26 protein-coding genes are annotated in these 24,981 nt (G+C 67.3%); 11 read left to right on the forward strand and 15 right to left on the reverse strand.

Annotated features, from left to right (window positions below):
* Together FKQ52_RS06025 and FKQ52_RS06030 are read left to right on the forward strand one after the other, a co-directional pair.
* A complete protein-coding gene (locus FKQ52_RS06025) occupies positions 1–747 on the forward strand; it encodes a dienelactone hydrolase family protein (protein ID WP_168196801.1) in 747 nt (248 codons plus the stop codon).
* Positions 744–1,907 carry a cystathionine gamma-synthase gene (locus FKQ52_RS06030; RefSeq protein ID WP_141626341.1) on the forward strand — a complete coding sequence of 388 codons (1,164 nt, stop codon included), beginning with the start codon at positions 744–746 and terminating at the stop codon, positions 1,905–1,907. The genes FKQ52_RS06025 and FKQ52_RS06030 overlap by 4 nt, the downstream gene beginning before the upstream one ends.
* Positions 1,908–1,911: 4 nt before the next feature.
* On the opposite strand, the gene FKQ52_RS06035 is transcribed toward FKQ52_RS06030, so the two are convergent.
* The 7 genes from FKQ52_RS06035 to FKQ52_RS06065 form a co-directional block, all read right to left on the reverse strand.
* A complete protein-coding gene (locus FKQ52_RS06035) occupies positions 1,912–2,436 on the reverse strand; it encodes a hypothetical protein (protein ID WP_141626342.1) in 525 nt (174 codons plus the stop codon).
* A gap of 80 nt (positions 2,437–2,516) precedes the next feature.
* Positions 2,517–2,780, reverse strand: coding sequence for a hypothetical protein (locus tag FKQ52_RS06040; protein WP_141626343.1), 264 nt, complete (start codon positions 2,778–2,780; stop codon positions 2,517–2,519).
* Positions 2,781–2,848: 68 nt separating this feature from the next.
* Positions 2,849–3,061 (reverse strand): cold-shock protein, encoded by a 213-nt coding sequence (locus tag FKQ52_RS06045; RefSeq protein ID WP_141626344.1) that lies wholly within the window; start codon positions 3,059–3,061, stop codon positions 2,849–2,851.
* A 296-nt stretch (positions 3,062–3,357) separates the two neighbouring features.
* Positions 3,358–3,570: a cold-shock protein gene (locus FKQ52_RS06050; RefSeq protein ID WP_141626345.1), complete on the reverse strand. Its 213-nt coding sequence runs from the start codon at positions 3,568–3,570 to the stop codon at positions 3,358–3,360.
* Positions 3,571–3,731: 161 nt separating this feature from the next.
* On the reverse strand, positions 3,732–3,944 hold the full coding sequence (locus FKQ52_RS06055; RefSeq protein ID WP_141626346.1) for a hypothetical protein: 213 nt from the start codon (positions 3,942–3,944) through the stop codon (positions 3,732–3,734).
* 31 nt (positions 3,945–3,975) lie between these two features.
* The gene (locus FKQ52_RS06060) at positions 3,976–4,662 is read right to left on the reverse strand and encodes a TorF family putative porin (protein WP_141626347.1); all 687 of its coding nucleotides are present in this window, start codon (positions 4,660–4,662) and stop codon (positions 3,976–3,978) included.
* A gap of 35 nt (positions 4,663–4,697) precedes the next feature.
* Entirely contained in the window at positions 4,698–5,630 is a 933-nt protein-coding gene (locus FKQ52_RS06065) for a nitronate monooxygenase family protein (RefSeq protein WP_141626348.1), read from the reverse strand.
* Between the two features lie 306 nt (positions 5,631–5,936).
* On the opposite strand from FKQ52_RS06065, the gene queF reads away from it, so the two are divergent.
* Positions 5,937–6,398 carry a preQ(1) synthase gene (gene queF, locus FKQ52_RS06070; protein WP_141626349.1) on the forward strand — a complete coding sequence of 154 codons (462 nt, stop codon included), beginning with the start codon at positions 5,937–5,939 and terminating at the stop codon, positions 6,396–6,398.
* Between the two features lie 36 nt (positions 6,399–6,434).
* Here the strand turns inward: queF and FKQ52_RS06075 are convergent, their stop codons facing one another.
* Entirely contained in the window at positions 6,435–7,091 is a 657-nt protein-coding gene (locus tag FKQ52_RS06075; RefSeq protein WP_141626350.1) for a TetR/AcrR family transcriptional regulator C-terminal domain-containing protein, read from the reverse strand.
* Positions 7,092–7,235: 144 nt separating this feature from the next.
* Between FKQ52_RS06075 and FKQ52_RS06080 the strand changes: the two genes are divergently transcribed.
* Positions 7,236–8,120 (forward strand): DUF817 domain-containing protein, encoded by an 885-nt coding sequence (locus tag FKQ52_RS06080; RefSeq protein WP_141626351.1) that lies wholly within the window; start codon positions 7,236–7,238, stop codon positions 8,118–8,120.
* On the opposite strand, the gene FKQ52_RS06085 is transcribed toward FKQ52_RS06080, so the two are convergent.
* From FKQ52_RS06085 to FKQ52_RS06095, 3 genes are read right to left on the reverse strand one after another with little or no spacing between them, the layout of a single operon-like run.
* On the reverse strand, positions 8,087–8,863 hold the full coding sequence (locus FKQ52_RS06085; protein ID WP_141626352.1) for a sulfite exporter TauE/SafE family protein: 777 nt from the start codon (positions 8,861–8,863) through the stop codon (positions 8,087–8,089). The genes FKQ52_RS06080 and FKQ52_RS06085 overlap by 34 nt on opposite strands.
* A 2-nt stretch (positions 8,864–8,865) precedes the next feature.
* Positions 8,866–9,402 (reverse strand): rhodanese family protein, encoded by a 537-nt coding sequence (locus FKQ52_RS06090; protein ID WP_141626353.1) that lies wholly within the window; start codon positions 9,400–9,402, stop codon positions 8,866–8,868.
* Positions 9,403–9,413: 11 nt separating this feature from the next.
* Positions 9,414–9,734 (reverse strand): helix-turn-helix transcriptional regulator, encoded by a 321-nt coding sequence (locus FKQ52_RS06095; protein ID WP_141626354.1) that lies wholly within the window; start codon positions 9,732–9,734, stop codon positions 9,414–9,416.
* Positions 9,735–9,801: 67 nt separating this feature from the next.
* Between FKQ52_RS06095 and FKQ52_RS06100 the strand changes: the two genes are divergently transcribed.
* The gene (locus tag FKQ52_RS06100; protein WP_370451046.1) at positions 9,802–10,674 is read left to right on the forward strand and encodes an MBL fold metallo-hydrolase; all 873 of its coding nucleotides are present in this window, start codon (positions 9,802–9,804) and stop codon (positions 10,672–10,674) included.
* A 21-nt stretch (positions 10,675–10,695) separates the two neighbouring features.
* Here the strand turns inward: FKQ52_RS06100 and FKQ52_RS06105 are convergent, their stop codons facing one another.
* Positions 10,696–11,580 (reverse strand): oxidoreductase, encoded by an 885-nt coding sequence (locus tag FKQ52_RS06105; RefSeq protein WP_141626356.1) that lies wholly within the window; start codon positions 11,578–11,580, stop codon positions 10,696–10,698.
* 143 nt (positions 11,581–11,723) lie between these two features.
* On the opposite strand from FKQ52_RS06105, the gene FKQ52_RS06110 reads away from it, so the two are divergent.
* The gene (locus FKQ52_RS06110; RefSeq protein ID WP_141626357.1) at positions 11,724–12,620 is read left to right on the forward strand and encodes an AraC family transcriptional regulator; all 897 of its coding nucleotides are present in this window, start codon (positions 11,724–11,726) and stop codon (positions 12,618–12,620) included.
* Here FKQ52_RS06110 and FKQ52_RS06115 read toward each other — a convergent pair.
* Positions 12,617–14,272 carry an MHYT domain-containing protein gene (locus FKQ52_RS06115; protein WP_141626358.1) on the reverse strand — a complete coding sequence of 552 codons (1,656 nt, stop codon included), beginning with the start codon at positions 14,270–14,272 and terminating at the stop codon, positions 12,617–12,619. The two genes, FKQ52_RS06110 and FKQ52_RS06115, sit on opposite strands and share 4 nt — an antisense overlap.
* A gap of 155 nt (positions 14,273–14,427) precedes the next feature.
* Between FKQ52_RS06115 and FKQ52_RS06120 the strand changes: the two genes are divergently transcribed.
* Positions 14,428–15,261 carry a tetratricopeptide repeat protein gene (locus tag FKQ52_RS06120; protein WP_141626359.1) on the forward strand — a complete coding sequence of 278 codons (834 nt, stop codon included), beginning with the start codon at positions 14,428–14,430 and terminating at the stop codon, positions 15,259–15,261.
* 14 nt (positions 15,262–15,275) lie between these two features.
* A complete protein-coding gene (locus FKQ52_RS06125; protein WP_141626360.1) occupies positions 15,276–16,856 on the forward strand; it encodes an NAD(P)/FAD-dependent oxidoreductase in 1,581 nt (526 codons plus the stop codon).
* A 90-nt stretch (positions 16,857–16,946) separates the two neighbouring features.
* Here the strand turns inward: FKQ52_RS06125 and FKQ52_RS06130 are convergent, their stop codons facing one another.
* Both FKQ52_RS06130 and FKQ52_RS06135 read right to left on the reverse strand, forming a co-directional pair.
* Positions 16,947–17,324, reverse strand: coding sequence for a response regulator (locus tag FKQ52_RS06130; protein WP_141626361.1), 378 nt, complete (start codon positions 17,322–17,324; stop codon positions 16,947–16,949).
* Positions 17,317–18,837 carry a sensor histidine kinase gene (locus FKQ52_RS06135; protein WP_240811755.1) on the reverse strand — a complete coding sequence of 507 codons (1,521 nt, stop codon included), beginning with the start codon at positions 18,835–18,837 and terminating at the stop codon, positions 17,317–17,319. Before FKQ52_RS06135 ends, FKQ52_RS06130 begins: the two co-directional genes overlap by 8 nt.
* A gap of 148 nt (positions 18,838–18,985) precedes the next feature.
* Here FKQ52_RS06135 and FKQ52_RS06140 point away from each other — a divergent pair, with 148 nt between their 5' ends.
* The 3 genes from FKQ52_RS06140 (at position 18,986) to FKQ52_RS06150 (ending at position 24,855) form a co-directional block, all read left to right on the forward strand.
* Positions 18,986–20,491 carry a carboxylesterase/lipase family protein gene (locus tag FKQ52_RS06140; RefSeq protein ID WP_240811756.1) on the forward strand — a complete coding sequence of 502 codons (1,506 nt, stop codon included), beginning with the start codon at positions 18,986–18,988 and terminating at the stop codon, positions 20,489–20,491.
* A gap of 225 nt (positions 20,492–20,716) precedes the next feature.
* The gene (locus FKQ52_RS06145) at positions 20,717–21,778 is read left to right on the forward strand and encodes a LacI family DNA-binding transcriptional regulator (RefSeq protein WP_141626364.1); all 1,062 of its coding nucleotides are present in this window, start codon (positions 20,717–20,719) and stop codon (positions 21,776–21,778) included.
* Positions 21,778–24,855, forward strand: coding sequence for a carboxypeptidase regulatory-like domain-containing protein (locus tag FKQ52_RS06150; RefSeq protein ID WP_141626365.1), 3,078 nt, complete (start codon positions 21,778–21,780; stop codon positions 24,853–24,855). The genes FKQ52_RS06145 and FKQ52_RS06150 overlap by 1 nt, the downstream gene beginning before the upstream one ends.
* The last annotated feature ends 126 nt before the right edge of the window (positions 24,856–24,981 follow it).

Raw genomic sequence — 24,981 nt, forward strand, 5'->3', positions numbered from 1 at the left:
ATGCGGCGAAGAGCGCTTCTGGCGGGTTTCGGGGCGAGCCTTGCGGTCCCCGCGCTGGCGCAGGAGGCGCTGGTCGCCGGGCCGACCTATGAGGGCCTGACCTTCCCGAGCCACGGCAAGTCGATCCGGGCGATCCACTACACTCCGGCGGGCGAGGGACGGCGCGCGGCGATCGTGATGATGCATGGCTCGGGCGCGCGGATCACCAACCGTGGTCCCTGGCACGAGCTGGCCATGCGGTTCGCGGGCGACGGCTATCAGGTGCTCACGCCCCTGTTCACCGACGCCTGGGCCGATGACGGGGTTCGCCCGGAGCGCATGATGGATGCCTGGCGTCATGTGGGGTCGGATGCGATCGACTGGCTCATCGCTCGCGGCGTCAACCGGCGTCGCACCGCCATGTTCGGCTATTCGCTGGGGTCCTACGTCGCGGTGGACGGGGCGCTGGGGAACAGCCGGGCGGCGGCGGCCATCGGTCTCGCCGGCGGGGTTGACGTCTATCAGCCCCGCAAGCCGCGTCGGCGGATTCCGGTGCTGATCCTGCGGGCGGAGAATGATACCCATGTCCTGCCCCGCAACACCGCGGCCTGGATTGACTTCCTGCGTGAGGGAAACGTCAGTGTCCGCGAAGAGGTGCTGGCGGGCGCCGGCCATTTGTTCACCCCGCCGCAGTGGCTCGAGATTTTCGAGCGCTCGGCGGCCTTCTACGGCGGCAACATCGGCCGCATTGACCAGGACGCTTCATGAGTTCGCTGAAGAACAGCCAGGGGTTCTCGACCCGCGCCATCCACGCCGGGCAGCGGCCCGACCCGACGACGGGCGCGGTGATGACCCCCATCTACGCGACCTCGACCTATGCCCAGGAGAGCCCGGGCGTGAACAAGGGCTATGAGTACGCCCGCGGCAAGAACCCGACGCGCGAGGCGTTCGAGGCCTGTCTGGCGGACCTCGAGGGCGGCACGCACGGCTTCGGCTTCGCCTCCGGAATGGCGGCGACGTCCACCGCGCTGGAGTTGCTGGACGCCGGGTCGCACATCGTCACCGGCGATGACCTGTACGGCGGTTCGTGGCGACTGTTCGAGCGGGTCCGCCGCCGGTCGATGGGGCTGGACTTCAGCTATGTCGATTTCAGCGACCTGAGCGCCGTCGAGGCGGCCATCACGCCCAAGACGAAGATGATCTGGGCCGAGACGCCCACCAATCCGCTGATGAAGCTGGCCGACATCGCCGGCCTGTCGAAGATCGCCCGGGCCCACGGCCTGCTGCTGGTGGTCGACAACACCTTCGCCACCCCATTCAGCCAGCAGCCGCTGCGGCTGGGCGCCGACGTGGTCATGCACTCGGCGACCAAATACCTGAACGGTCACTCCGACATCATCGGCGGGGCGCTGGTCACCGGGAACGCCGACCTCGCGAAGGAGATCAAATTCCTGCAGAACTCGATCGGAGGGGTGATGGGGCCGTTCGACGCCTTCCTCGCCAACCGGGGTCTGAAGACGCTCGGCCTGCGGATGAAGGCGCACAACGAGAACGCGCTGGCCGTCGCCCGCTGGCTGGAGACCCGCAAAGGAATCGCCAAGGTCATCTATCCGGGCCTGATCAGCCACCCGCAGCACAGTCTGGCGGCGACGCAGATGAACGGCCGCTATGGCGGCATGGTCACGGCGATCATCGATGGCGACCTGTCGCGGACGAAGCAGGTGCTGGAGCGGGTGCAGGTCTTCACGCTTGCGGAGTCGCTGGGTGGTGTCGAAAGCCTTGTGAACCACCCGGCCATCATGACCCACGCCAGCGTGCCCAAGGAGGTGCGCGAGGCGGGCGGTGTCACCGACAACCTGATCCGGCTGTCGGTCGGGGTCGAGGACCTGGACGATCTGATCGCCGATCTGGATCAGGCGCTGGGCTGATCCCTCAGCCCGATGGCGCGGCCAGTGTCCAGCTGGCGTCCGGCTCGATCCACAGGACGGTGCTCTGGAACTCGGCGCGGGCGACGCCGCCGATGGTGACGGCGGCTTTCAGCGTGCCGTCAGGGTTCGGCGTGTAGGTGCTGCAGAACTCGCCGTCGCCCAGCACCAGATTGATGTTGTCGGCGATCTGCTGACGGACGGTGGTGAACTGCGCGCCTTCCAGCGGCGTGCCGTTCAGGTCGATGCGGGTGATTTCCTCGGCCCGGTTCAGGGGATGGGCGCATTCCGCGCCGTCCTTCACATAGACCTTGCCCGTGGCGTACAGAATGATCTGCGGCGAGGCGCTGAGCATGTTGCGGGCGTCGTTCCAGATCGTCCCGTCCGCGTCGAAGCGATAGGCGCCGATGGCGGTGCAGGTCTTCGCCGCGACGTTCGGGCCATAGCATTGCAGCTTGCCGCTGCGGCCCGGTTCAAGCGGACCGGCGTCCTGCGGGGCCGCGACCAGGGCCAGAAGAGCCGTCAGCAGCATCATTGTGATCCTTGCAAGGTCGCCCGCCGGAGGCCTCCGGCGGGACGATCATCGCACAACGCCGGCGGCCGAAGAAAGACTCAGGCGGCTCTGGACGGCAGGGCGGTCTGGTGGCCGGAAGCGGCCACGACCTTTTTCCGTGCCGGAGCACGGGTCTTCTTGGGCGCGATGGCGGACGGCAGGGCGGCGCGGCGCGCCGTCTCCGCGTCGATCAGGGGCAGGATTTCGGTCGCCGCGTTGACCTGGTTGAGCGAGCCGGTGGCGCTGAGGCGTTCGGCGTTGACGCGAAGCGACTTGAGGTCGGCGTCATTCATAGCGGGGATCATGTCGGCGAGCGGGGTCATGGGACACTCCTTGCTGCTCTGAAAAGGCGAAGGGCCGGTCCGCATCGCGGCCGGCCCCCGTTCGAAACCTATTCGGCGGCTTTCAGCCGACCGGCGGATTCCTTGCCCGAGCGCGCGTCGCGCTCGATCTCGTAGGAAATCTTCTGGCTTTCGCTGAGGATGCCCAGATCCGAGACCTCGACGGCCGAGGCGTGGACGAAGACGTCCTTGCCGCCGTCATCGGGAGCGATGAAGCCGTAGCCCTTGGTGGGGTTGTACCATTTGACAGTGCCGGTAGCCATTTTCAGGACCTCCGCAAGCATTGGCCGCGGGAAGGATATCCCGGTCGGCCTGTCGGGTCTGAATGGGATTGGCTTTGGACCTCGGTGCGCGATGCAAAGGGCAGCAGCGTTTCGCAGAGAGATCGACCCGTCTTAAGTAGACGCTTTTGTATACATTGGCAAGGATTCATTATTGCCCGGAAATATCGCGCAAGTTTTCTTGCCCGTATTCCATATGCCGGACATGAAAACGGCGGCGCAGATCCGGGATCTGCGCCGCCGTTCGAAAGTCATGCGTCGGAGACCGACGCAGGAACTCAGCCTTCGGTCTTCAGTTGACCAGCCGATTCCTTGCCCGAGCGACGGTCGCGCTCGAGTTCGTAGGAAACCTTCTGGTTTTCATCCAGGCCGCGCAGGCCGGCCGCTTCCACGGCCGAGATGTGGACGAAGACGTCCTTGCCGCCGTCGTCCGGCTGGATGAAGCCGTAGCCCTTGGTCGAGTTGAACCACTTAACGGTGCCGGTAGCCATTTGAGACCTCCTTCTGGCATTGGCCACAGGCAAGAGCGCCTGGAGCCTGTCGGGTCTGAATGGGAGCGGCTAGACCTCGGGCGAAAGCAGAGGGGGGCGTTTCGCAGAGAGATCGACGGGAGCCATATTAGCTTTCGTCGCGGCGAAAGCAAGGCGTGGCGTCACTCCGCCGCCGGTTCGCCGCTGGCGGCGACATAGTGTTCGCGGCACAGCTTTCGCAGATCGGCGCTCAGCTTGGGCCCGTACAACGCGTCCTGAAGGCGGTCATAGCCTTCCGACGACAGCGCCTGCTTGATGTCGCTGACGGTCCGGCACCGGCCCTCGCGCGCCAGTTGGTAAGCGCGCTCGAGGGTGGTCGGTCTTTGGGAAGTCATCCCCTGATATAGGGGACGGAGGCGCGGATTCCTAGAAGGCGAAGCTGATCCCGGCCACGACGGCGTCCGCGTACTGCGGATTATTCGCGTCGGCGTCGGTGTCATAGTACCGGACTTCGGCTTCCATATTGCGGGTCAGGGCGTAGCTGAAACCCGCGTTCCAGCCGGTGTAATCGACGCTGTTGTCCTGCTCCCGGCGGCCGATCTCGGCGGTCGCGGTGAGCTTGTCGGTGAAATCCCAGCCGCCGCGCACCGACACCCAGGTCCAGGCCTCGGTCGAGCCTGTCCCGTCCGGCGAGTGTTGCAGACGCAGGCGGGCGCTGGCCGGACCGATGGAGCGTTTGACGTCGGCGGTGAATTCCCATGCGTCATTGTCCGCGCCCTGATCGGCGTCGACCTGGTATTTGTATGTGGCGTTCAGGTCGAGGTCGAAGCCCATGACCTCGGGCCGCCAGCCGCCGCCGAGCTCAAGCTCGAGATCCGATCCGGTCGAGCTTTTGATCGTCTCGAAGCCCGGCCCGACGTAGAAGGCGCCCGACGCGCTCTCCCACTCGACCGCGCCCCAGGCATAGGGATCACCCTGCGACTTGGAGGCGTCTTTGGAGCGGTTGTCGGTGGCCGCGCCGAACGACACGGTCCAGTCGCCCGCGTCCTGTGCGAGGGCGGGAGAGGCGAGGGCGGTGGCGGCCACGAAGGCCAGCGTCAGTGTACGGATCATGGAGCCTCCAGACGCGTAATCGCGCCGGAAGTTCCCTAGATGAAGGCGGTGCGCTTGGCGAACTGTTCCGTCGCCTGAGCGAATTCGTCGCGCAGGCGGCCGACCAGTTGACCGGCGGGCAGGATGTCGTGGATCGCGCCCGCGCCCTGACCGGCGGACCAGACCGTCTTCCAGGCCTTGGCCTCGTCGGCCATGTCCAGCTTGTGCTCGGGCAGGTGTTTGGGGTCGATGCCGTTCTCGATCAGGGACTTGGTCATGAAGTTGGCCGGAATGCCCGACACCGCCGGGGTGTGGACGATGTCGGCCGAGCCCGAATCGATGATCATGTCCTTGTAGGCGTCGGGGGCCATGGCTTCGGTCGTGTTGATGAAGCGCGTGCCCATGTAGGCGAAGTCGGCGCCCATCATCAGGGCGGCGGCGACGTCCGAGCCGGTCGACAGACAGCCCGACAGGATGATGGTCCCGTCGAAGAAGCCGCGGACCTCTTCCACCAGGGCGAACGGGTTGACGATGCCCGCGTGGCCGCCTGCGCCGTTGGCGACCAGGATCAGGCCGTCGACGCCCGCTTCCGCCGCCTTGCGGGCGTGGCGGACGTTGGCGATGTCGTGGAAGACCAGACCGCCGTAGCCGTGCACCGCATCGACCACGTCACGCACCGCGCCCAGCGAGGTGATGATCAGCGGCACCTTCTCCTCGACCGAAACCATCATGTCGGCCATCAGGCGCGGGTTGGTCGGGTGGACGATGTGGTTCACGCCGAAGGCGGCAGCGTCGGGGTTCAGGCGGTCCTTGATCTCATGCAGCCACTCCCGATAGCCCTCGGTGGTGCGCTGGTTCAGCGACGGGAAGGTGCCGATGGCCCCCGCGTTGCACGTCTCGACCACCAGATCCGGCCCGGAGACCAGGAACATGGGCGCCGCGATCACCGGCAGCTTGAGACCTTTTTGAAGCGAAGCCGGAATGGCCATGACGTTTCCCCGGGTTGTCTTTCGCTACGGATAGCGGGCTGTCCCCGGGTAAGGCAAACCCGAAAAACAGGGTGTGAAGAGTGTAATTCGTGTGAAACGACCTGACGGGCGCTTCTCCGCATATTAGCGAACCGATGCGTCAGAAATGGACGCACGGGCGGGCTTTGCGCGATGCGGTGATGAGGTGACCGCCGGCCTTTGCAAACCCTGGGGCCGTGTCTCCATGGCCCGACAGATCACCGCCGTTCCGGGGTGTCAGACCGCTGGTGGCGTGACGAAGCCGCCGGAAATCGCTAGAGCGACGCCATGACCACCGACACCTCGGGCCTGCACCAGCTGGGCCAAATGACCGCCGCACCGACCAGCCCGGAAACCGCCGTGCTGGAGCGGGTGCCCAATCCGCATGCGGACACCCTCTACCTCGCGCGCTTCACGGCGCCGGAGTTCACCAGCCTGTGCCCCGTCACCGGCCAGCCGGACTTCGCCCACATCGTCATCGACTATGCGCCGGGCGACTGGCTGGTCGAGAGCAAGAGCCTGAAGCTGTACCTGACCAGCTTCCGCAACCACGGCGCCTTCCACGAGGACTGCACCGTGGCCATCGGCAAGCGTCTGGCCGACCTGCTGCAGCCGAAATGGCTGCGCATTGGGGGCTACTGGTATCCGCGCGGCGGCATACCCATCGACGTCTTCTGGCAGACCGGCCCGGCCCCGGAAGGCCTCTGGCTGCCCGACCAGGGCGTGCCGACCTATCGCGGACGGGGGTGATCCACCTGCGAACGGCCGGCGCGGCGGGGCGAGTGCTCACCGACGCTCGCCTGCAACAGACCGGCTGTCATGCAGATCGGCCAGACCTCGGAGAATGAGATCGACCCCGAAGGCGAAGCGGGCGTCCTGATCGGTCTCGATGAGTTCCGGCAGGACCGCGCGGGTGTCCTCGTATCCACCCGCGGGCTGTTCCCACAGCTTTTCGAGAATGGGGTGCACGCCGCCGCTGGCGCGCATCTGTTCTTCGAGGGCCTGTTCCTCGATCACGAAGCCCATGATGAAATAGCCCAGAGAAAAGACCGCCCGTGTCGCGGTGCGCGCGTCGAAGCCGCCCCGGAGCATGGCGCTGATCAGGATCTCGCTGACCTCCAGCATATTCTCACGCGCTACAAAGGTGCCGGCGAACAGGCGCGCGCCGTCCCGGCGGCTCAGCAACACCTTGCGCAGCGCCACCGCCATCCGCCGCAACACCTCCGGATAGGCGGCTGAAACGTCGATGGATGCGGCTATCGCGGAGACCATCGCCTCGGCCATGTCATCCAGCAGGGCGGTCTTGTTGGGGAAGTGCCAGTAAAGCGCGGGGGCCTGTACGCCGAGGGCTTCCGCCAACCTGCGCATTGTCAGGCCTTCGAGCCCTGTCTGGTCCAGCAGAGTCAGGCTTGTTTCGATAATATGCTGACGATCAAGGCTCATGACGGCTCCCGCTTCCGGGCTCAATTTAACAATGTTAAGGAACTTAACAACGTTAAATGACGCCCTTTGAGTTTGACCGGCCGCTCGCCCCTCTGCACCAAATCTCCACGCGCCGGCGTCGTCGTCCGCGTCTAGCCTCCGCGCATGATCCCGACCCGTCGCCTCCCGCTCGAAGCTCTCGGTCGCCGCTGGCTCACGCACGCGCAGGCGTGGGCGGACCGGTCGCGGTGGCGGGCCGCGGTCTACGAGTTCCTGTGGTTCGGGCTGAAGCAGGCCTGGGCCTGCCTGTTCGGCGGTCTGCTGCTGGCGCTGATCGTCGGCACCTTCCTGTGGTGGCCCGAGGGAGCGCCGGTGTCGCGCTATGACTTTCTGGTCGTCGGCGCCGTCCTGATCCAGATCGGCATGCTGGCCCTGAAGCTGGAAAGCCGGGATGAGGCGGTGGTGATCCTGCTGTTCCACATCGCCGGGACGGCGATGGAGCTGTTCAAGACGGCGCAGGGTTCGTGGATCTATCCCGAGGAGTCGCTGCTGAGGATCGGCGGCGTGCCGTTGTTCTCGGGCTTCATGTATGCGGCGGTGGGCAGCTATATCGCGCGGGTGCAGCGGGTGTTTCACATCCGGGTGCGCGGCTATCCGCCGTTCTGGATGACGGCGGTGCTGGCGGCCGCGATCTACGTCAACTTCTTCGCCCATCACTGGCTGTGGGACGCGCGGATCGGGCTGTTCATCGCCACGGCGGTGGTGTTCGGGCGCGGCTGGTTCTGGTTCACGACCGACCGTCGGCGGCGCGGGATGCCGCTGCTGCTGGGCTATGTTCTGGTCGCCCTGTTCATCTGGTTCGCCGAAAACCTCGCCACCTTCGGTCGCGCCTGGACCTATCCGTCGCAGGAGGCGGGATGGACCATGGTGGGGCTGGAGAAGCTGGGCAGCTGGTTCCTGCTGATGATCCTGTCGATCGTTCTGGTCTCCATCGTCCACCGGCCGGAAGAGGAGGATCAGCCGCCCGCCAGCGCCCGGACCGCGACATAGACAGCGGTGAGCAGGATCAGGCCGGCGAACAGACGGCGGCCGAGCGCCGCGTTGGCGCCGAGGCGGTGCGAGATCGGCAGGCCGACGAGCGTTCCGGCCACGCCGCCGACGGTCATCGCCGCCACCAAAGGCCAGGAGACGAGGCCGGACAGGCTGTAATTCACCGCCGTCGAGGCGCCGAAGGCGGCGACGCTGACCAGCGACGACGCCTGCGCCATCGCCAGTGTCATGCCGGTGGCGCCCATCAGGCCCGGCACGATCAGGAAGCCGCCGCCGATGCCGAAAAAGCCCGCCGCCGCGCCCACGCCCGCGCCGGACACGGCCACGCGCGGGGCCATGGCGGGGTTCAGCCGCACCGTGACGTCCCCTTCGGACCTCGGGCGCCGGAACATGGCGAGGGCGACGCCGGCCATGGCGAGGGCGAAGAACAGCAGCAGCTGATGCCCGTCGATCTGCTTGGCGAGGCTCGAGCCCAGCCAGGCCCCGCCGGCCCCGAAGACCGCGAAGGTCAGGGCGCAGGGCCAGCGGACACGCCCCGCGCGGGCCTGTCCGACCAGGGCGGTCAGGGCGTTCAGCGACACCCCGGCCGCCGAGACGCCGATGGCCACGTGCGGGTCCGCCACGCCGACGACATACATCAGCAGGGGCACGGCCAGCACCGACCCGCCGCCACCGAACACCGTCAGCAGCAGGGCGACCAGTCCGCCGCTCATGGCGGCCAGCAGCAGGGTCGGCGTCTCCATGGTCAGGCCGCCTTCGCCGCGCGATTCCAGGGGGCGAGGGCGAGCAGTCGGGCCATGCCGCAGAAGCCGGTCAGGCCGGCGAAGAACAGGCCCGCGCCGACGAAGGCGCTGAGCCCCCAGAAGGCCGGATGGATCAGCAGGCCCAGCACGGCGCCCAGCAGGACCAGGCCGCCGGCCGTCATCTGGACCTGACGCATCAACTCGATGGGTTTGCGGGTATCGAGCCGGGTCGGCAGGCCGGCCTTCTTCCACGCCTCCAGCCCGCCCTCCAGCACATAGGCCGGGCCGTCCACGCGCGCGGCCAGGCGGTCGCAGTTCACGCCGGTCCGGTTGCCGGTCCGGCACATGAAGACGATGTCCTGTCGCGCGTGGATCGACAGGTCGGCGGCCTCGAAGGTCGAGAGCGGGGCGGGGGCGGCGCCCTGGATGTGCTCGCGGGCGAACTCGTCGGTCTCGCGAATGTCGACCAGCCGGATCGCGCCGGACTTCAGCCGGTCGGCGACCTCGCGCGGGGAGAGGGGATTGAGGGTGGCGGTCATGGACGGTCCTTTCAGGGCAGGGGCGGGCAGAAGATCTCGGCCAGAACGGCGATGACCTTCAGGGCCGCGGGGTCGGCGATGCGATAGAAGACCGCGACGCCCTCGCGGCGGGCGGACACCAGTCCGTCGTCGCGCAGACGCGCCAGGTGCTGGGACAGTGCGGACTGGGACAGCCCGACCCGATCCAGCAGTTCCGACACCTGAAGCTCCCGGTCGCCGAGCTGGCACAGGATCATCAGGCGATGCTCGTTGGACAGGGCCTTGAGCAGGGCCGACGCCTGTCCGGCGCTGGCCTGGAAGCGTTCAAGTCCGAGGGTCTGGATATCGATCATGTCGCCAATATATTCGATCTTGCTAATTTAGCAATACCTAATATATTGAGCGTCAAAGGAGACCGATATGAACCCGATGTCCCGTCCTGACGTGGTCGGCGTTTTCGACCCCGCCACCCACACTGTCAGCTACGTCGTTTCCGACCCGGCCACGGGCGCGGCGGCGATCATTGATCCGGTGCTGGACTTCGATCCCGCCGCCGCCCGGACGTCCACCGGCTCGGTGGATCGTCTGCTGGAGATCGTCGCGGCGCGGGGGCTGCGGCTGGAGCAGGTGCTGGAGACGCACGCCCACGCTGATCACCTGACCGGCGCCCACGAGATTCGCGAGCGCACCGGCGCGCCGGTCAGCATCGGCGCAGCGATAACGCGGGTGCAGAAAACCTTTGGCGACCTGTTCGAGGCTGCCGATGTGCGGCCGGACGCCTCGGCCTTCGACCGCACCTGGGCGGATGGCGACCGGTTCAGACTGGGTGAGATGGACGTCGAGGTGCTGCACACGCCCGGCCATACGCCGGCCTGCATCAGCTATCGCATCGGGGACGCGGTCTTCGTCGGCGACACCCTGTTCATGCCGGACTTCGGCACGGCGCGGTGCGACTTCCCCGGCGGCGACGCCCGCACCCTGTACCGGTCGATCCAGCGCCTGCTGGCGTTGCCGGACGAGACCCGCATGTTCGTCGGCCACGACTACCTGCCCGCCGGGCGTCGCGACTTCGCATGGCAAACCACCGTCGCGGCGCAGAAGGCGGACAATATCCATGTCGGCGGCGGGCGTTCGGAAGCGGACTTCGTGGCCCTGCGCGAGGCGCGGGACGCGACGCTCCCGGCGCCGCAGCTGATCCTGCCGTCGTTGCAGATCAACATCCGGGCCGGGGCCCTGCCGCCCGCGGAGGCCTCGGGCCGCCGCTTTCTGAAGACGCCTCTGAACGCCCTCTGAAACGACGGCCCGCCCGGGCCGTCAGCCCCAGGCGCTGGAGCCGGTCTCCTCGCGGAAGTCGAAGTCGCCGTCGGTGCTCGCCGACAGGTCGCGCCAGGCGTCCAGTTCGGTCTGCAGGCTGTCGATCTTGGCCTGCACCATGGCCAGCGCGTCCGTACCCGCGCACCAGCGGACCGGCGGCTGCTCGGCGTCGGCCAGGGTGATCAGGGCGCGCGCCAGCTTCACCGGGTCGCCCGCCTGATTGTGGCTGCGGCTGTCGTAGAAGGCTTTCAGCGCGGCCGAGGTTTCAGCGTAGTCGGCGATGGGATTGGAGCCATGCTTCACTGACGTCGGCTCAAGGAAGTCGGTGCGGAAGAAACCGGGCTCGACGATGGTGGCGTGAATGCCGAACGGGGCCACTTCCTGCGCCAGCGACTCGGTGAAGCCTTCCACCGCGAACTTGGAGGCGCAGTACAGGCTGCCGCTGGCCCCGCCGACGATGCCGCCGACCGAGGAGACGTTGAAGATGCGGCCAGAGCGTTGCGCCCGCATCGCCGGCAGGACCGCGCGGGTGACGTGCATCAGGCCGAAGACGTTGGTGTCGTACTGGGCGAAGACGTCCTCGGCGGTCGATTCCTCGAACAGGGACAGGTCGCCGTAGCCGGCGTTGTTCACCAGCACGTCGATCCGGCCGAAGCGGGTCAGGGCGGCGGCGACGGCCGTCCGCACGGCGCTCTGGTCGGTCACGTCCAGCGACAGGGAGAGCAGGGCGTCGCTGTCGGCGCCGAAGGCGGCGGTCAGGCCATCGCGCTTGCGGGCGGTGGCGACGACGCGTTCACCGGCGTCCAGCAGGGTGCGGACGATAGCCGCGCCGAGGCCGCGCGAGGCGCCGGTCACGAACCAGACGCGGGAAGATGTGGAGGTCATGGGAAGTCTCCTTGGTTGGGAGCCCCGATATGCCCCGCCATTCCGCCGAAGCTGTAGACGGATCGCGCCAGTCTCTTGCACAATCCTGCCATTTGGTGCCGGCGGCGGTTGCGCGCTGATCCTGCCGAGGCTTGAATGCTGTCATGAAACGCTTGCCTGAACTCGTCAGTCTGGTCCGCAGCCATCTGAAGGACATGTCGCCGGAGGGGATTGGTCCCTTGACCGGGCCGGGCCTTCACCTGATCGCCAGCACGGGCGTCACCGACGCCCAGCAGGTGGTCTATGAGCCCATGGTCTGCCTGATCCTCGACGGGGCCAAATCAACGACGCTGGGCAATGAGACCTATCCCTACCGGGCCGGTCAGTATCTGGTCGTGTCCGAGGACCTGCCGGTCAGCGGCAAGGTGATCGAGGCGCCCTATCTGGCGGTCGGCGTGCCGCTGGACCCGGTGATGATCGCCGAGCTGCTGATCGAGACCGAGGGCGCGGTTCCGGAGACGTCGCCGGTGCGCGGGCTGGCGGTCAGCGACATGGACGACGACCTGATCGACACGGTCATTCGTCTGGTCAGGCTGATGGATCGTCCCGAGCAGGCGGCGGTGCTGGGTCCGATGATCCGGCGCGAACTGGCCTGGCGGCTGCTGGTCGGGGAGCGGGCCGGAATGATGCGTCAACTGGCGGCTTCAGACGGACGCTCCGCGCAGGTCAAACGGGCTATCCGCTGGTTGCGCCAGAACTATGCCGAGCCGATGCGGATCGAGCGGCTGGCCGAGGTGGCGGGGATGAGCGAGACCTCCCTGCACCGCCACTTCAAGGCCGTTACGGGGATGAGCCCGCTGCAGTACCAGAAGCAGATACGGCTGCAGGAGGCGCGGCACCGGCTGCTTTCCGAAGGGCGGGACGTGGCCGGTGTCGGCTTCTCCGTCGGCTATGACAGCCCGTCCCAGTTCAGCCGGGAGTACGCCCGCCTGTTCGGCCGTCCGCCGGGCCGCGATCTGGAACGACTGCGGGCCGATCCTGCCCTGGCGTTGGCGGTTTAGTCCGCCTCGTCCAGCCCGTCCGCCCGGCGTTCGAACAGGCGCAGGGTCAGGTCGGCCTCGAACCCGGTCGCGGGATAGCGGAAGTCGCACGCGCTGGCGCTGGAGGTGATCAGGCGCGAGCCGAAACCCTTGCGTTCGGGCGTGACGACGGGCGGGCCGTCATGCTCGCGCCACTGAAGATGCAGGGCTTCGTCCCCGGCGCGCCAGCAGACCTCGACCCGGCCCTCGGGTACGCTCAGGGCGCCGTATTTGGCCGCGTTGGTCGCCAGCTCGTGTACGATCAGGCCCAGGGTCAGGACGTTCTCCGGACTCAGCCAGACGTCGGGTCCGCTCAGCACCACCTGATCGTCGTTGTAGTGACCGAACTCGGCCTTGAAGACATCGCGAAGGTCCGCCTGCTGCCAGCCCTGCGCGGTCAGAAGGTTGTGGGTGGCCGACAGGGACAGCAGCCGCGCCTGAAACGCCTTGGCGAAGCTCTGCACGTCGTCGGACCGGCGCGCCGTCAGGGTGGCGATCGACAGGACGGTCGCCAGCGTGTTCTTCACCCGGTGGTTCAGCTCGTTGATCAGCAGCCGCTGACGGGCCTCGCTGCGGGCCAGCGCCTGGAAGGCGATGCGGTGGGCCGTCACGTCCTGAATGGTGCCGACCAGCCGCAGCGGACGGCCGCCGCTGTCGAGGATCATCAGGCCCCGCACTTCCAGCCAGCGACCGTCCAGCATTTCGTAATCGACCTCATAGTCGACGCCTTCATTGATTGACCGGTCCAGCGCGGCCTGTCGCCGGGCGCTGCTTTCGGCGGTCATCAGGCCGGCGACCATCGACTGATCGAACGGATCGTCCGGCGCGAAGCCCAGCAGACCGCGGCCCTGTTCGCTCAGCACCAGACGTCGGCGGGGAATGTCCATCTCCCACGAGCCCATACGGCCCGCCCGCAGGGCCGTGGACAGCACCTGCTGCTGGTCCATAAGACCGGCGCCGAGGGCGAGGAACAGCAGAACCAGCGTCAGGCCCGCCACCGCGAACGCCAGCCAGAGCGGCGGCACGCCCGCGGCGCCGACCGCGTTCGCGCCCGGCGTCAGAATGACCGCGGCCATGGCGGTGTAGTGCATGGCGACGACGCCGATGCCGAGCAGAACCGCCGCCCCCGCCTGCCATCGCCGTCGCGCGTTGCGCCGCACTGCGGCCAGCGCCGCGAAGGAGGCGAGGAAGGCCACCACCACAGAGGCCAGAACCCACAACGGGTCATACGTCAGCTGCACGGAACTGCGGATCGCCGACATGCCCAGATAGTGCATCCCGCCGATGCTCAGCCCCATCAGGGCGCCGCCGCCCAGAACGCGGGGCAATCGGGCGCGCGATGAGCCGCTCAGCACAAAGGCCAGCGCCGTTCCGGCCACCGCCAACGCCAGCGAGGCGACGGTCCGGGCGGGATCATAGGAGACGGGCGCGCCCGGATCAAAGCCCAGCATGGCGACGAAATGCATCGACCAGATACTGACGCCCATGGCCAGCGCCGACAGGCCGATCCACTGGGCGCGCGACTGTCCGTCATGGCTGCGGGCGCGCCTGAACAGGCCCAGCGCGGTCCACGAACCGAAGACCGCGACGATGCCCGACAGCAGCGGATAGATCAGATGATGATCGTGATGCACCCAGCGCCCCGTTCAGCGACTCGTCACTGTTATCCGAACCCATCGAGTGTCGCTACAGCACACGTCCGACCGGAGAGGGGCCGGTGGATGGGCGCGGGGCGGTGCAACCCGAAACAACGGTATTGCCGCGACCGGCCAAGACGGTAGGAGGGATCATGACCCGATTTCGCGCTGCTGTTCTCGTCCCCGTCGCTCTGACGACGGCTCTGCTCTGTATGGGCGCCGCGCTGGCGCCGCCTGCTTCCGGAGTTATCGTCAGGCCGCAGTCCCTTGAGCTGAGGGCGGGGGATGTCATCACCCTGCGGCAAGCCGACGGTTGGCATGTCGTCAGGGTCATCGCGGTCGATTCATGGCCTGACGGGACATCGGTCGCCCACGTCCTGACCTATGACGTGACTGCCGAGCGCCCGTCACTCTCGGCCGCGGCCTCCCTTACTGTCCGGGTCATGCATGTGCCTGTGCGGGCGGAAAGCTACGGTGAAGAGGGCTGGGAGCGGCTGGGCAACGCGCCGGTCACGCCCGGGCAAAGGGCCGGGTTCGACGAATATCTGAAGCACACCGACTTCCCCCGCTACCTGACCGTCACCGGGCAGGACGCGGGCCAGATCGTTCGGGCCGCCAACGAACAGTACCAGCGCGGCAACAGCCTGTCCGAGGCCGGTGACCATCAGGGCGCCATCGCCGCCTACGACCGGGCGATCGATCTGTTCCCGCTGTTCTTCGAAGCCATCGACAACCGGGCATTCAGCTATATGGATCTCGGCCGCTACGATCTGGCGCTGGAAGGCTTTGAGGCGTCGTTGCGCGTCGAACCGGACGGCATCGCCGCCTTCTTCTCCCGGGGGGAGTGTCTGCTGCGGCTAGGCCGACTGGATGAGGCCGAGGTCGTCTTCCTTGAAGGGCAGCGGCGCTTCCCGGCGAAAAGCTCGATGTTCACCGAGTTTCTTCAGCTCACCCGACAGGCGCAAGCGCAGGCAAGGGCGCGCTGAGGACGGAACGCGGCATGAGCACCACCTCCACAGACGTCGTCATTCTGGGCGGAGGCCACAACGGCCTGGTCTGCGCCTTCTATCTGGCGAAGGCCGGGCTGAAGGTGACGGTGCTGGAGCGTCGGCCTGTCGTCGGCGGGGCGGCGGTGACGGAGGAGTTCCATCCCGGCTTCCGCAATTCGACCGCCAGCTACACCGTCAGCCTGCTGAACCCGAAGATCATCGCCGACATGGAGCTGGCGCGGCATGGGCTGCGGGTTGTGGAGCGCAAGGTCTCCAACTTCCTGCCCCTCGATGATCGCCGCTACCTGCTGGCCGGGGAGGGGCGGACGCAGGCGGAGGTGGCCAAATTCTCGCAGCGCGATGCGGAACGTCTGCCGGAGTACGAGCGACGGCTGGACGTCGTCGCGTCGATCCTGCGCGACTGGATCCTGAAGGCGCCGCCGAACCTGACCGAAGGCGGCTGGCTGGCCCAACTGCCCGAACTCGCCAACGCGGCAGGGCTGGGGCGGCAGGCGCTGGCGCTGGACGCCGAGGGCCGTCGCGACCTGCTGGACCTGTTCACCAAGTCGGCGGGCGACTGGCTGGACGGCTGGTTCGAGAGTGATCCGATCAAGGCCCTGTTCGGCTTCGACAGCATCGTCGGCGCCTATGGCAGCCCCTATACGCCCGGCTCGGCCTATGTGCTGCTGCACCACGTCTTCGGCGAGGTGAACGGAAAGAAGGGCGTCTGGGGCCACGCGGTCGGCGGCATGGGCGCGATCACCCAGGCCATGGCGAAAGCCTGCGCCGAACTTGGCGTCGAGGTGCGGCTGGAGACGCCGGTGGCCGAGGTGCTGACGGAAAAGGGCAGGGCGGTCGGCGCGGTGACCGAGGGCGGCGACGTGGTGCGCGCCCGCGCGGTGGTCTCCAATCTTCACCCCCGCCTGCTGTTCGAGCAGCTGGTTGACGACGCCGTGGTCCCGGCGGACTTCCGCGCGCGCATCGGCGCCTATCAGTCCGGCTCGGGCACCTTCCGCATGAACGTGGCCCTGTCGGAGCTGCCGGACTTCACCAGCCTGCCGGGGCAGGGAGACCACCTGACCGCCGGCATCATTATCGCGCCGAGCCTCGCCTACATGGACCGGGCCCACGCCAGTGCGCGGCTGGACGGCTGGTCGCGCGAGCCCATCGTGGAGATGCTGATACCCTCGACGCTCGACGACAGTCTGGCGCCGGCAGGGCAGCATGTCGCCAGCCTGTTCTGCCAGCATGTCTCGCCTGATCTCGCCGACGAACACCGCGACACGGTGGCGGATCTGATGATCGAGACGGTCGATAAATACGCGCCAGGCTTCAGGGCGTCGGTGGTCGGGCGGCTGGCGCTGGGGCCGCGTGATCTGGAACGACGTTTCGGCCTCGTCGGCGGCGACATCTTCCACGGCCGTCTGACGCTGGATCAGCTGTTCAGCGCCCGACCGGTGCTGGGCCATGCCGACTATCGGATGCCCGTGGCGGGGCTCTACCTCTGCGGCTCCGGCGCGCACCCCGGCGGCGGCGTCACCGGCGCGCCCGGCCACAATGCGGCGCGGGCGGTGGTGAAGGATCTGAAGTGAGGGATCAGGGATTGGGGCCTGGGGATTATCAATGCCGATCTCGCGGCCCTTGCCTCTAATCCCCAATCCCTGGTCCCTAATCCCCAGGCCTTATCCCCGCTCGATCCCCATCACCGCCATCAGCGCATCGCACACGGCGGCTTCGGTGAAGGGCTTCTGGATGGTCCGCTGGCCACGCCATTCGTCGGGCAGGCCGCCTTCGCCGTATCCGGTGGAGAAGACGAAGGGCACGCCCCGGTCCTTCAGCGCCTGCGCCACCGGGAAGACCTGACGACCCGCCACGTTGACGTCCAGCAGGGCGGCGTCGAGCGCCCCCTCCTCGCCGACCAGGGCCAGGCCCTCGTCGATGTTCGAGGCCGGCCCCACGGGCGTGCAGCCCATGTCTTCCAGAATGGTCTCCAGCAGCATGGCGACCAGCGACTCGTCCTCTACGATCAGCACCCGGCGACCCGAAAGCGCGTCAGTCATTCGTCATCTCCCGGTCCAGCGGAACCATAAACTCCGCCGAGAACCCGGCGGTTGCGTAGTCAAGTTTCACCTCGCCCCCCAGATCATGGCGGACGTTGCGTTCAATCAGTCGGCTGCCGAAGCCCCGTCGGGTCGGCTCGATCACCGGCGGGCCGTCCAGCTCGCGCCAGGTCAGATGCAATTTCGGGTGCAACTGGTCGGCGACCGACCAGTCGACCATGACCCGTCCCTCCGGCCCTGACAGGGCGCCGTATTTGGCGGCGTTGGTCGCCAGTTCGTGGAAGATCATGCCCAGCGACAGGGCCGCAGCGGGGCCCAGCGCCACCGGCGCGCCGTTCAGGCTGATGCGCTGCGGGCCGTGCGCCTCGGTCTCGTGCTCCAGAATGGCGCGCAGGTCGGCGCCTTCCCAATGGCTGCGGGTCAGCAGGTCGTGGGTGTGCGACAGGGCCATCAGCCGGGCCTGGAAGCTCTCGGCGAAGGTTCTGGGATCAGTGTGCGAGCGCGCGGTCTGCATGGCGATCGACTGGACCGTGGCCAGGGTGTTCTTCACCCGGTGGTTCAGCTCGTCGATCATCAGCTTCTGCCGCTCGGCGGCGATGACGGTATCGGTGACGTCGTGGCCCTGAACGAAGACGCCCGCGACCTTGCCATCCTGATCCCGGATGGGCTGGTAGATGAAGTCCAGATACAGGGTCTCCAGCGGGCCGTCCGGCGTCCGCTGAAGCTTCACCGGCGCGGCCCGACCCTCATAGGCCTCGCCCGTCGCGCGGACGGTGTCGAGGATGTCGACGAAGCCCTGGTCGGCTACCTCCGGAAGGGCGTCCCGCAGAGGCAGGCCGGTGATGTCACGCCGGCCGATCAGTTGGGCGTAGGCGGCGTTGTGGGTCTGGAAGACATGCTCGGGCCCCACCAGGACGGCGACGAACCCCGGCGCCTGCATGAACATCTCCAGCAGGCGGTTATGCTCGGACTGGAGGCGCCGGTTGTCCTCCTGGACATGCTCGGCGCGGGTCAGGATGTTGCCGCTCAGGATGTAGTCCAGCGCCTCGCGGTCGGCGTCCTCCGCGACGCGCCGGCGCAGACGTTCCAGCTCGGTGATGTCCGTGGTGTGCTGAAGGATATAGGCGATGCGGCCGGTGCGGTCGTGAATCGGCGTGTGGGTCGCCGACCAGAAGCGTTCTTCAAGCTCGCTTGTCCCGTCTTCCCGGATCGACGGGATGGCGTAGCGGATCAGGGCCAGATGGTCGCGGCGATCCTGTGACAGGACCCGTTCAAGCGAGGCGCGGAGCTGTCGGGCGTTTTCACGTCCATCCTCGGTTGGGCCGGCGCTGAAGACCTCGAAGAGATTGCGCCCCAGAAGCGCTTCGCGGGTCATGCCTGTGACGGCGAGGTAGGCCGCGTTCATGCCCGCGAAATTCAACTCGGGGGTCAGAAGCATATAGGGATTGGGCGAGGCGTCGAACGCGCTCGCCAGATCGACCGCAAGGTCGCCTGTATTGGCCAAATCCTTCAAACTACAACCCCGCACTCGTCGTATGGTAACGCTTTGACATGACGTCGGTTCCGGCGGAAGCAGCAGAAAACTCTTCGTCATTTGAGCCCGGCGGGGCAGGGGGGCTAGGCTGCCGGACATGATAGCTTCACTGTTCGCGGCGGCCCTCATGACTTCGCCTCTCCAGACCCCCGATCCCGGTGTCCAGCCGCGCGTGACCGTGGCGCAGGGCACGCTGGTCGGGCGGCAGGTCGACGGCGTCGACAGCTTCCAGGCCATTCCCTACGCCGCGCCGCCGACGGGCGAGGGACGGTGGCGTCCGCCGGCTCCGGCGGCGGCCTGGGAGGATGATCGCGATGCGGGCGCGCCGGGCGCCATCTGCATCCAGCCGCCCTCGAACGGCGATCCCGGCGTCGGCCCCCTGCCGATGAGCGAGGACTGCCTGAACCTGAATGTCTGGGTTCCGGCGCAGCATTCGGGGGCGCCCCTGCCGGTCATGGTGTGGATCCACGGCGGCGGTCTGAACAACGGTTCGGGCACGGCCCGGCTGTACGACGGCGCCAATCTGGCCCGGCGCGGCGTGATGCTGGTGACCATCAACTACCGGCTCGGACGGCTCGGCTTCTTCGACCACCCCGCCCTGGCCGCTGAGCGCGCGCCGGGCGAGGACGCCGCCAACTACGGCCTGATGGATGTCATCGCGGCCCTGCAATGGGTGCGGGACAACGCCTCGGCTTTCGGTGGAGATTCCACCAATGTCACCATTTTCGGCGAGTCCGCCGGCGGGGCTCTGGTCAACCGGCTGATGATCTCGCCCCGCGCGCGAGGCCTGTTCCATCGGGCGGTGGTCCAGTCCGGACTGGGCCGCGATCAGGGCACGCCCCTGACCGAATTGCGTCCCAACGGCGATCCGTCGATGCAGGACCGGGGCGTCGCCTTCGCCGCCGGGGAGGGGCTCGCCCAAGCGACCGCCGCCGATCTGCGCGCCATCCCGGCCGAACGGTTCCTGGCGCCCGCGCCGAGCTTCTACGGCGGCGATCTGCTGGTGAAGGACGGCGGCCTGATCGCCGAGGACGTCGAGGCCGCCTTCGCCGCCGGGCGCGAGGCGCCGGTTCCCTTCATCATCGGCTCGAACAGCGCCGAGTTCTGGTGGATGAAGCCGACCGACATATCGCCCTACGGGGCCATCGACGACGCCATGACGCCCGACGAGCGCACGGCCTTTATCGCGGCCTACGGCGGGGAAGATGGCTACAACGCCCACGTCCTCAGCGATCTGGTGTTCAGCGAGCCGGCGCGCCATCTGGCCCGTCTGCACGCGGCCAACGGGCACCCCTCGTGGGTCTATCGCTTTGATGTGGTGTCGGCCGCCATGCCGGAGCCGCACGCGGGCGCCACCCATGCGTCCGAGCGCCAGTATGTCTTCGACAATCTGTCGGCCTCGCCCTGGCCGACCGAGGAGATGGACCAGCGGCAGGCGACCGCGATGGCCGACTACTGGACCACCTTCGCCCGCACCGGAAATCCCGACGATGGACGCCATCCGGCCTGGCCGCGCATGGAACCGCAAGGCGACAGGCTGCTGGAGTTCACGAATGACGGACCGGTGGCCAGGGACATTCCGTTCAAGGATCGTCTCGACCTGAGCGAGGCCTATTACCGCCGCATTCGATAGCGTCATCCGGCGGCCTGCGTCCGGCGTCTATCCCTGCGACTTACCGCCCTGAAACGCTTGTGGCCAAAATCCGGCCCTTGCGGGGCACGCGACTCGTATGTCATGTAATCGGTTACACGGTGCTTCGAACGGACTCGCGGAAAGCGGGCCGGGGTCGGGCAGTCGTCAGGGAGACTCACTTTTGTTCCGTTCACACACGCAGCCTTCGGGCGCGGGCGGTCAGGCTTGAAGCCGGCGACCATCCGCGACGTCGCCCAACGCGCGGACGTGTCCGTCGCGTCGGTTTCGCGTGTCCTGAACGGAAACGGCCCGGTGACCGAGGCCACGCGCAAGCGGATCATGGAGGCGGTCGACGCCCTGCAGTACGTGCCGCATTCGGGCGCGCGCAGCCTGTCGACCAGCAAGACCAGCACCGTCGGCGTGATCCTGCCGGACCTGTACGGGGAGTTCTTCTCGGAACTGATCCGGGGCATGGACGTGGCTGCCCGCGCGCTGGGCTATCACCTCATTGTTTCGTCCTCGCACGACGATGCGGACGAGGCGTCGGCCGCCATCCGCTCGATGCGGGGGCGGGTGGACGGTCTGATCGTCCTGTCGCCGCATCTGGGCGCCGCCAATCTGGCCGCCGGTCTGGCCGGTCGCACGCCGGTGCTGCTGATGAACGGCGGCGCGGTGGACGCGAACCGTCCGTCCATCGTGGTCGATAACCACGGCGGCGCCGTCGCCGCGGTCGAGCATCTGATCGCCCTGGGCCGCACGCGCATCGCCCACATCGCCGGACCGACCGGCAACCTGGAGGCCGAGGCCCGTCTGGCCGGCTATCTGGAGGCCATGGCCGACGCCGGTCTGCCGACCATGGTGGTCGACGGCGCCTTCACCCGGGCCTCGGGCGAGGATGCGGGCGCCGCCCTGGCCGCCCGGTCGGATCGCCCCGACGCGGTCTTCGCCGCCAACGACAACATGGCCGTCGGCGCCCTGCTGGCCTTCCAGGACGCCGGTCTGCGCGTCCCTGAAGATGTTGCGATGGTCGGCTTCGACGACATCCCGCTGGCCGGGCTGGTTCGTCCCGCGCTGACGACCCTGAAGATCCACATCGCCGAAACCGGTCGCAAGGCGCTTGAACGCCTGGTCGGCCTGATCGGCTCGAACGCGGACACCGCGTGCGAGGTGGTGCGTCCCGAACTGGTGGTCAGGGCCTCCAGTCACCCATTCCCGACCGGCTCCGGCGTCGCCGGCTCGGGCCAGAAAACTGTCCAGACACCGTCTCTTGAAGGGGAGAAACTGTGATGAGCATCAAGAACAGGGCGTACCTTGGGGCGGCCTCCGCCCTCGCGGTGGCCATCGCGCTGGGAGCCGCCGGAGCGGCGAGCGCCCAGGTCACCACCTCGACCATCCGGGGCTCCGTCACCGACGGCGCCGCGGCTGAAGCCGGCGCCGTCGTGGTCGCCCGCGACGTGGCCAGCGGCTTCACCACGCGCACGACCGCCAACTCGGGCGGCGGCTATGTGCTGTCGGGCCTGCGTCCGGGCACCTATGAGGTGACGGTCACCACCAGCGACGGCCAAAGCGCCAGCGAGACCGTCTCGATCGGCGTCGGTCAGGTCGGCGATCTGGACCTCTCGGTCGGGGTCGAGACGGCTGACGCCGCGCCGGGCGCCACCGAACTGGGCGAAGTCGTCGTCACCGGACGCCGTCTGGCCGAAGTCCGGACGCCGGAAAACGCGACCAACGTCACGACCCAGCAGATCAACAACCTGCCGCAGATCAATCGCAACTTCCTGAACTTCGCGGCCCTCGCCCCCGGCGTCCGGCTGTCGCTGGACGAGAACGAGCAGACCATCACCGCGGGCGGCCAGCGCGCGGAATCGGTCAACGCCTTCATCGACGGCGCCAGCCTGAAGTCGAACGTCATCGCGGGCGGCATCATCGGCCAGGACGACAGCCGCGGTAACCCGTTCCCGCAGGCCGGCATCCAGGAGTTCCGGGTCGTCAGCCAGAACTTCAAGGCGGAGTACGAGCAGGCCTCGTCGGCGATCATCACCGCCGTCACGCGTTCGGGCACCAACGAGTTCCACGGCGAGGTCTTCGGGACCTATCGCGACCAGAGCTTCATCACCCAGGACTACTTCTCGGACCGCGCCGGCCGCGAGCAGCCCGATCTGGAAGTGCAACAGTACGGCTTCGCCATCGGCGGCCCGATCATCCGTGATCGCCTGCACTTCTTCGGCACCTACGAGCGCAAGAAAGAAGGCCGCGCCAACGTCGTCGACCTCGGTGATCGCGCGACGCTGGCCGACGAGACCCGCTTCGCCGACTACATCGGCACCTTCGCGGCTCCGTTTGAGGAAGACCTGTATTTCGGCAAGCTAAGCTGGCAGCCGTCCGAGGGGCACCTGGTCGACTGGAGCGTCACCTATCGCGACGAGTCGGACCTGCGCGACTTCGGCGGCGCGGATGCGTTCGAGCGCGCCAACAACCTGCAACAGACGACCCTGACCAGCAACCTGCGCTGGCAGTGGCAGACCGACTCGTTCCTCAACGAGCTCGCCATCGACTACCGCGACTACAACTACAACCCGGGCGCGGCCAACTTCTCGGACGTCGGTCAGAGCTACCGCCGGTTCGAGGACTCGAACACCAGCACCCCGGCCTTCGATCCGGACTACTTCGGCGGGTTCACCATCCTGAACCTCGGCGGACGCGACAGCACCCAGGACATCCACGACAACGCGATCACGGTCCGCAATGACCTGACGTTCAATGACCTGGAGATGAGCGGATTCCACACCATCAAGCTGGGCGCCAAGGTGTCGTTCCAGAACTATCAGGTGGAGAAGCAGTTCGGCCGTAACCCGTTCTACTACTTCGACCTGGACGGTCGTCCGGAGCTGAGCGGCAGCACCACGGTGCCCTACCGCGTCGAACTGGGCCGGTCGTTCCCCGAGGTCGATCTCGATAACACCGTCATCGGTCTGTACCTGCAGGACGACTGGCGCATCACCGACCAGCTCGAGATCAACATCGGCCTGCGCTGGGACTACGAGACCAACGCCAACAACAACGACTACGTCACCCCGGCCAGCGTCATCGCCGGTCTGGACCAGTGGATCGCCTCGACCGACGGCGGCAAGCCGGCCGGTTACGCCCCCAGCTGGTTCAACCGCGACGACTACATCTCGACGGGCAACAACCGCGACCCGTTCGCGGGCGCCATTCAGCCGCGGATCGGCTTCTCGTATGACATCTTCGGTGATCGCTCGACGGTGATCTTCGGCGGCGCCGGTCGGTACTACGACCGCGTGAACTTCAACTTCTCCTACGACGAAATCGTCAAGCCGTTCGACATCCGCCAGAACGCCTTCTTCAGCACGACGGGCCGTCCCGCCGGTGAAGATCGTGATCCGGGTCCGGGCGTCGATCTGCCGGGCGAAGCGGGCGACCCCATCCTGTGGGATCCGTCCTACGGCACCGCCGCCGGTCTGGACCCGGTCTTCGCGACCATCCCGGGCAAGGGCGAAGTCTTCCTGCTGTCGAACGACTTTGAGCCGCCGCGCACCGACCAGGTCAACTTCGGTGTTCGTCAGCGCCTCGGCGACTGGCAGACCGAAGTCACCCTGGCCTACGGCAAGACCAAGAACGAGTTCACCTGGCAGTATCTGACGCGCTGCCGCGAGCCCAACCGTCCGAACGACGGCGGCGGCTTCGGCGACAACGGCGGCTTCTGCGGACCGGGCGCGGCCAATCCATACCGCGGCTACTTCGTCTCGGATCACAACAAGGAACGCGAATTCCGCGCCCTGTATCTGAAGGCGGACAAGCCCTACACGCGGGACTCGGGCTGGGGCTTCAACCTGGCCTACACCTGGTCGGAAGCCGAACAGAACGGCGGCCGTGACGCCTTCTGCTTCGATTGCTTCAGCGTTGAAACCTCGCCGGTTCGTCCGACGGACAATGATGAACGTCACCGCATCGTGGCCAACGGCATCGTCGACCTGCCGTTCGACTTCCAGCTGTCGGGCATCCTGACGCTGGGTTCGGGCACGCCGTTCGACGTCTTCGACGGCACCGGGACGGACTTCTACTACCGGCCCAACGCCGGCCGGCCCGAGCAGTACAACTTCATCATCCCGAACGCCTTTGCGTATCGGAATCTGGACCTGCGCCTGACCAAGAACTTCGAGTTCGTTCCGGGTCAGCAGCTGTCGGTGTTCGTCGACGCGATCAACGTCTTCAACTTCGACAACTTCGCCGGCTTCGACGGCGGCACGGGTTCAGCGACCAGCCCGAACCCCAACTACGGCCAGCCGTCGCGCGTCCTGTTCCCGACCCGGACCTTCCAGATCGGCATGCGCTACTCCTGGTAACCCCGGGTGCGACCCTCGGGCGGCTTTCGGGCCGCCCGGCGGGCGCTACACTCTCCTGAGCCTGAACGGCCGCTCCCAGCCCAACCGGGGGCGGTCTTTTTTTGATCCCAGTATTCCGAGTTAAGA

Origin of the sequence: Brevundimonas sp. M20, from assembly GCF_006547065.1 — a bacterium.
Lineage (GTDB): Bacteria > Pseudomonadota > Alphaproteobacteria > Caulobacterales > Caulobacteraceae > Brevundimonas.

What these genes read in the sequence shown, in the direction of transcription:
- FKQ52_RS06050 (WP_141626345.1), bottom strand. Translation starts at nt 3,570, where the DNA reads ATGGCTACCGGCACCGTTAAGTGGTTCAACTCGACCAAGGGCTACGGC.
- FKQ52_RS06065 (WP_141626348.1), bottom strand. Translation starts at nt 5,630, where the DNA reads ATGGCCATTCCGGCTTCGCTTCAAAAAGGTCTCAAGCTGCCGGTGATC.
- FKQ52_RS06045 (WP_141626344.1), bottom strand. Translation starts at nt 3,061, where the DNA reads ATGGCTACCGGCACTGTCAAATGGTACAACCCCACCAAGGGCTACGGC.
- FKQ52_RS06095 (WP_141626354.1), bottom strand. Translation starts at nt 9,734, where the DNA reads ATGATCGATATCCAGACCCTCGGACTTGAACGCTTCCAGGCCAGCGCC.
- FKQ52_RS06125 (WP_141626360.1), top strand. Translation starts at nt 15,276, where the DNA reads ATGAGCACCACCTCCACAGACGTCGTCATTCTGGGCGGAGGCCACAAC.
- FKQ52_RS06025 (WP_168196801.1), top strand. Translation starts at nt 1, where the DNA reads ATGCGGCGAAGAGCGCTTCTGGCGGGTTTCGGGGCGAGCCTTGCGGTC.
- FKQ52_RS06055 (WP_141626346.1), bottom strand. Translation starts at nt 3,944, where the DNA reads ATGACTTCCCAAAGACCGACCACCCTCGAGCGCGCTTACCAACTGGCG.
- FKQ52_RS06110 (WP_141626357.1), top strand. Translation starts at nt 11,724, where the DNA reads ATGAAACGCTTGCCTGAACTCGTCAGTCTGGTCCGCAGCCATCTGAAG.
- FKQ52_RS06085 (WP_141626352.1), bottom strand. Translation starts at nt 8,863, where the DNA reads ATGGAGACGCCGACCCTGCTGCTGGCCGCCATGAGCGGCGGACTGGTC.
- FKQ52_RS06040 (WP_141626343.1), bottom strand. Translation starts at nt 2,780, where the DNA reads ATGACCCCGCTCGCCGACATGATCCCCGCTATGAATGACGCCGACCTC.
- queF (WP_141626349.1), top strand. Translation starts at nt 5,937, where the DNA reads ATGACCACCGACACCTCGGGCCTGCACCAGCTGGGCCAAATGACCGCC.
- FKQ52_RS06140 (WP_240811756.1), top strand. Translation starts at nt 18,986, where the DNA reads ATGACTTCGCCTCTCCAGACCCCCGATCCCGGTGTCCAGCCGCGCGTG.
- FKQ52_RS06100 (WP_370451046.1), top strand. Translation starts at nt 9,802, where the DNA reads ATGAACCCGATGTCCCGTCCTGACGTGGTCGGCGTTTTCGACCCCGCC.
- FKQ52_RS06120 (WP_141626359.1), top strand. Translation starts at nt 14,428, where the DNA reads ATGACCCGATTTCGCGCTGCTGTTCTCGTCCCCGTCGCTCTGACGACG.
- FKQ52_RS06080 (WP_141626351.1), top strand. Translation starts at nt 7,236, where the DNA reads ATGATCCCGACCCGTCGCCTCCCGCTCGAAGCTCTCGGTCGCCGCTGG.
- FKQ52_RS06035 (WP_141626342.1), bottom strand. Translation starts at nt 2,436, where the DNA reads ATGCTGCTGACGGCTCTTCTGGCCCTGGTCGCGGCCCCGCAGGACGCC.
- FKQ52_RS06060 (WP_141626347.1), bottom strand. Translation starts at nt 4,662, where the DNA reads ATGATCCGTACACTGACGCTGGCCTTCGTGGCCGCCACCGCCCTCGCC.
- FKQ52_RS06150 (WP_141626365.1), top strand. Translation starts at nt 21,778, where the DNA reads ATGAGCATCAAGAACAGGGCGTACCTTGGGGCGGCCTCCGCCCTCGCG.
- FKQ52_RS06105 (WP_141626356.1), bottom strand. Translation starts at nt 11,580, where the DNA reads ATGACCTCCACATCTTCCCGCGTCTGGTTCGTGACCGGCGCCTCGCGC.
- FKQ52_RS06030 (WP_141626341.1), top strand. Translation starts at nt 744, where the DNA reads ATGAGTTCGCTGAAGAACAGCCAGGGGTTCTCGACCCGCGCCATCCAC.
- FKQ52_RS06075 (WP_141626350.1), bottom strand. Translation starts at nt 7,091, where the DNA reads ATGAGCCTTGATCGTCAGCATATTATCGAAACAAGCCTGACTCTGCTG.
- FKQ52_RS06130 (WP_141626361.1), bottom strand. Translation starts at nt 17,324, where the DNA reads ATGACTGACGCGCTTTCGGGTCGCCGGGTGCTGATCGTAGAGGACGAG.
- FKQ52_RS06090 (WP_141626353.1), bottom strand. Translation starts at nt 9,402, where the DNA reads ATGACCGCCACCCTCAATCCCCTCTCCCCGCGCGAGGTCGCCGACCGG.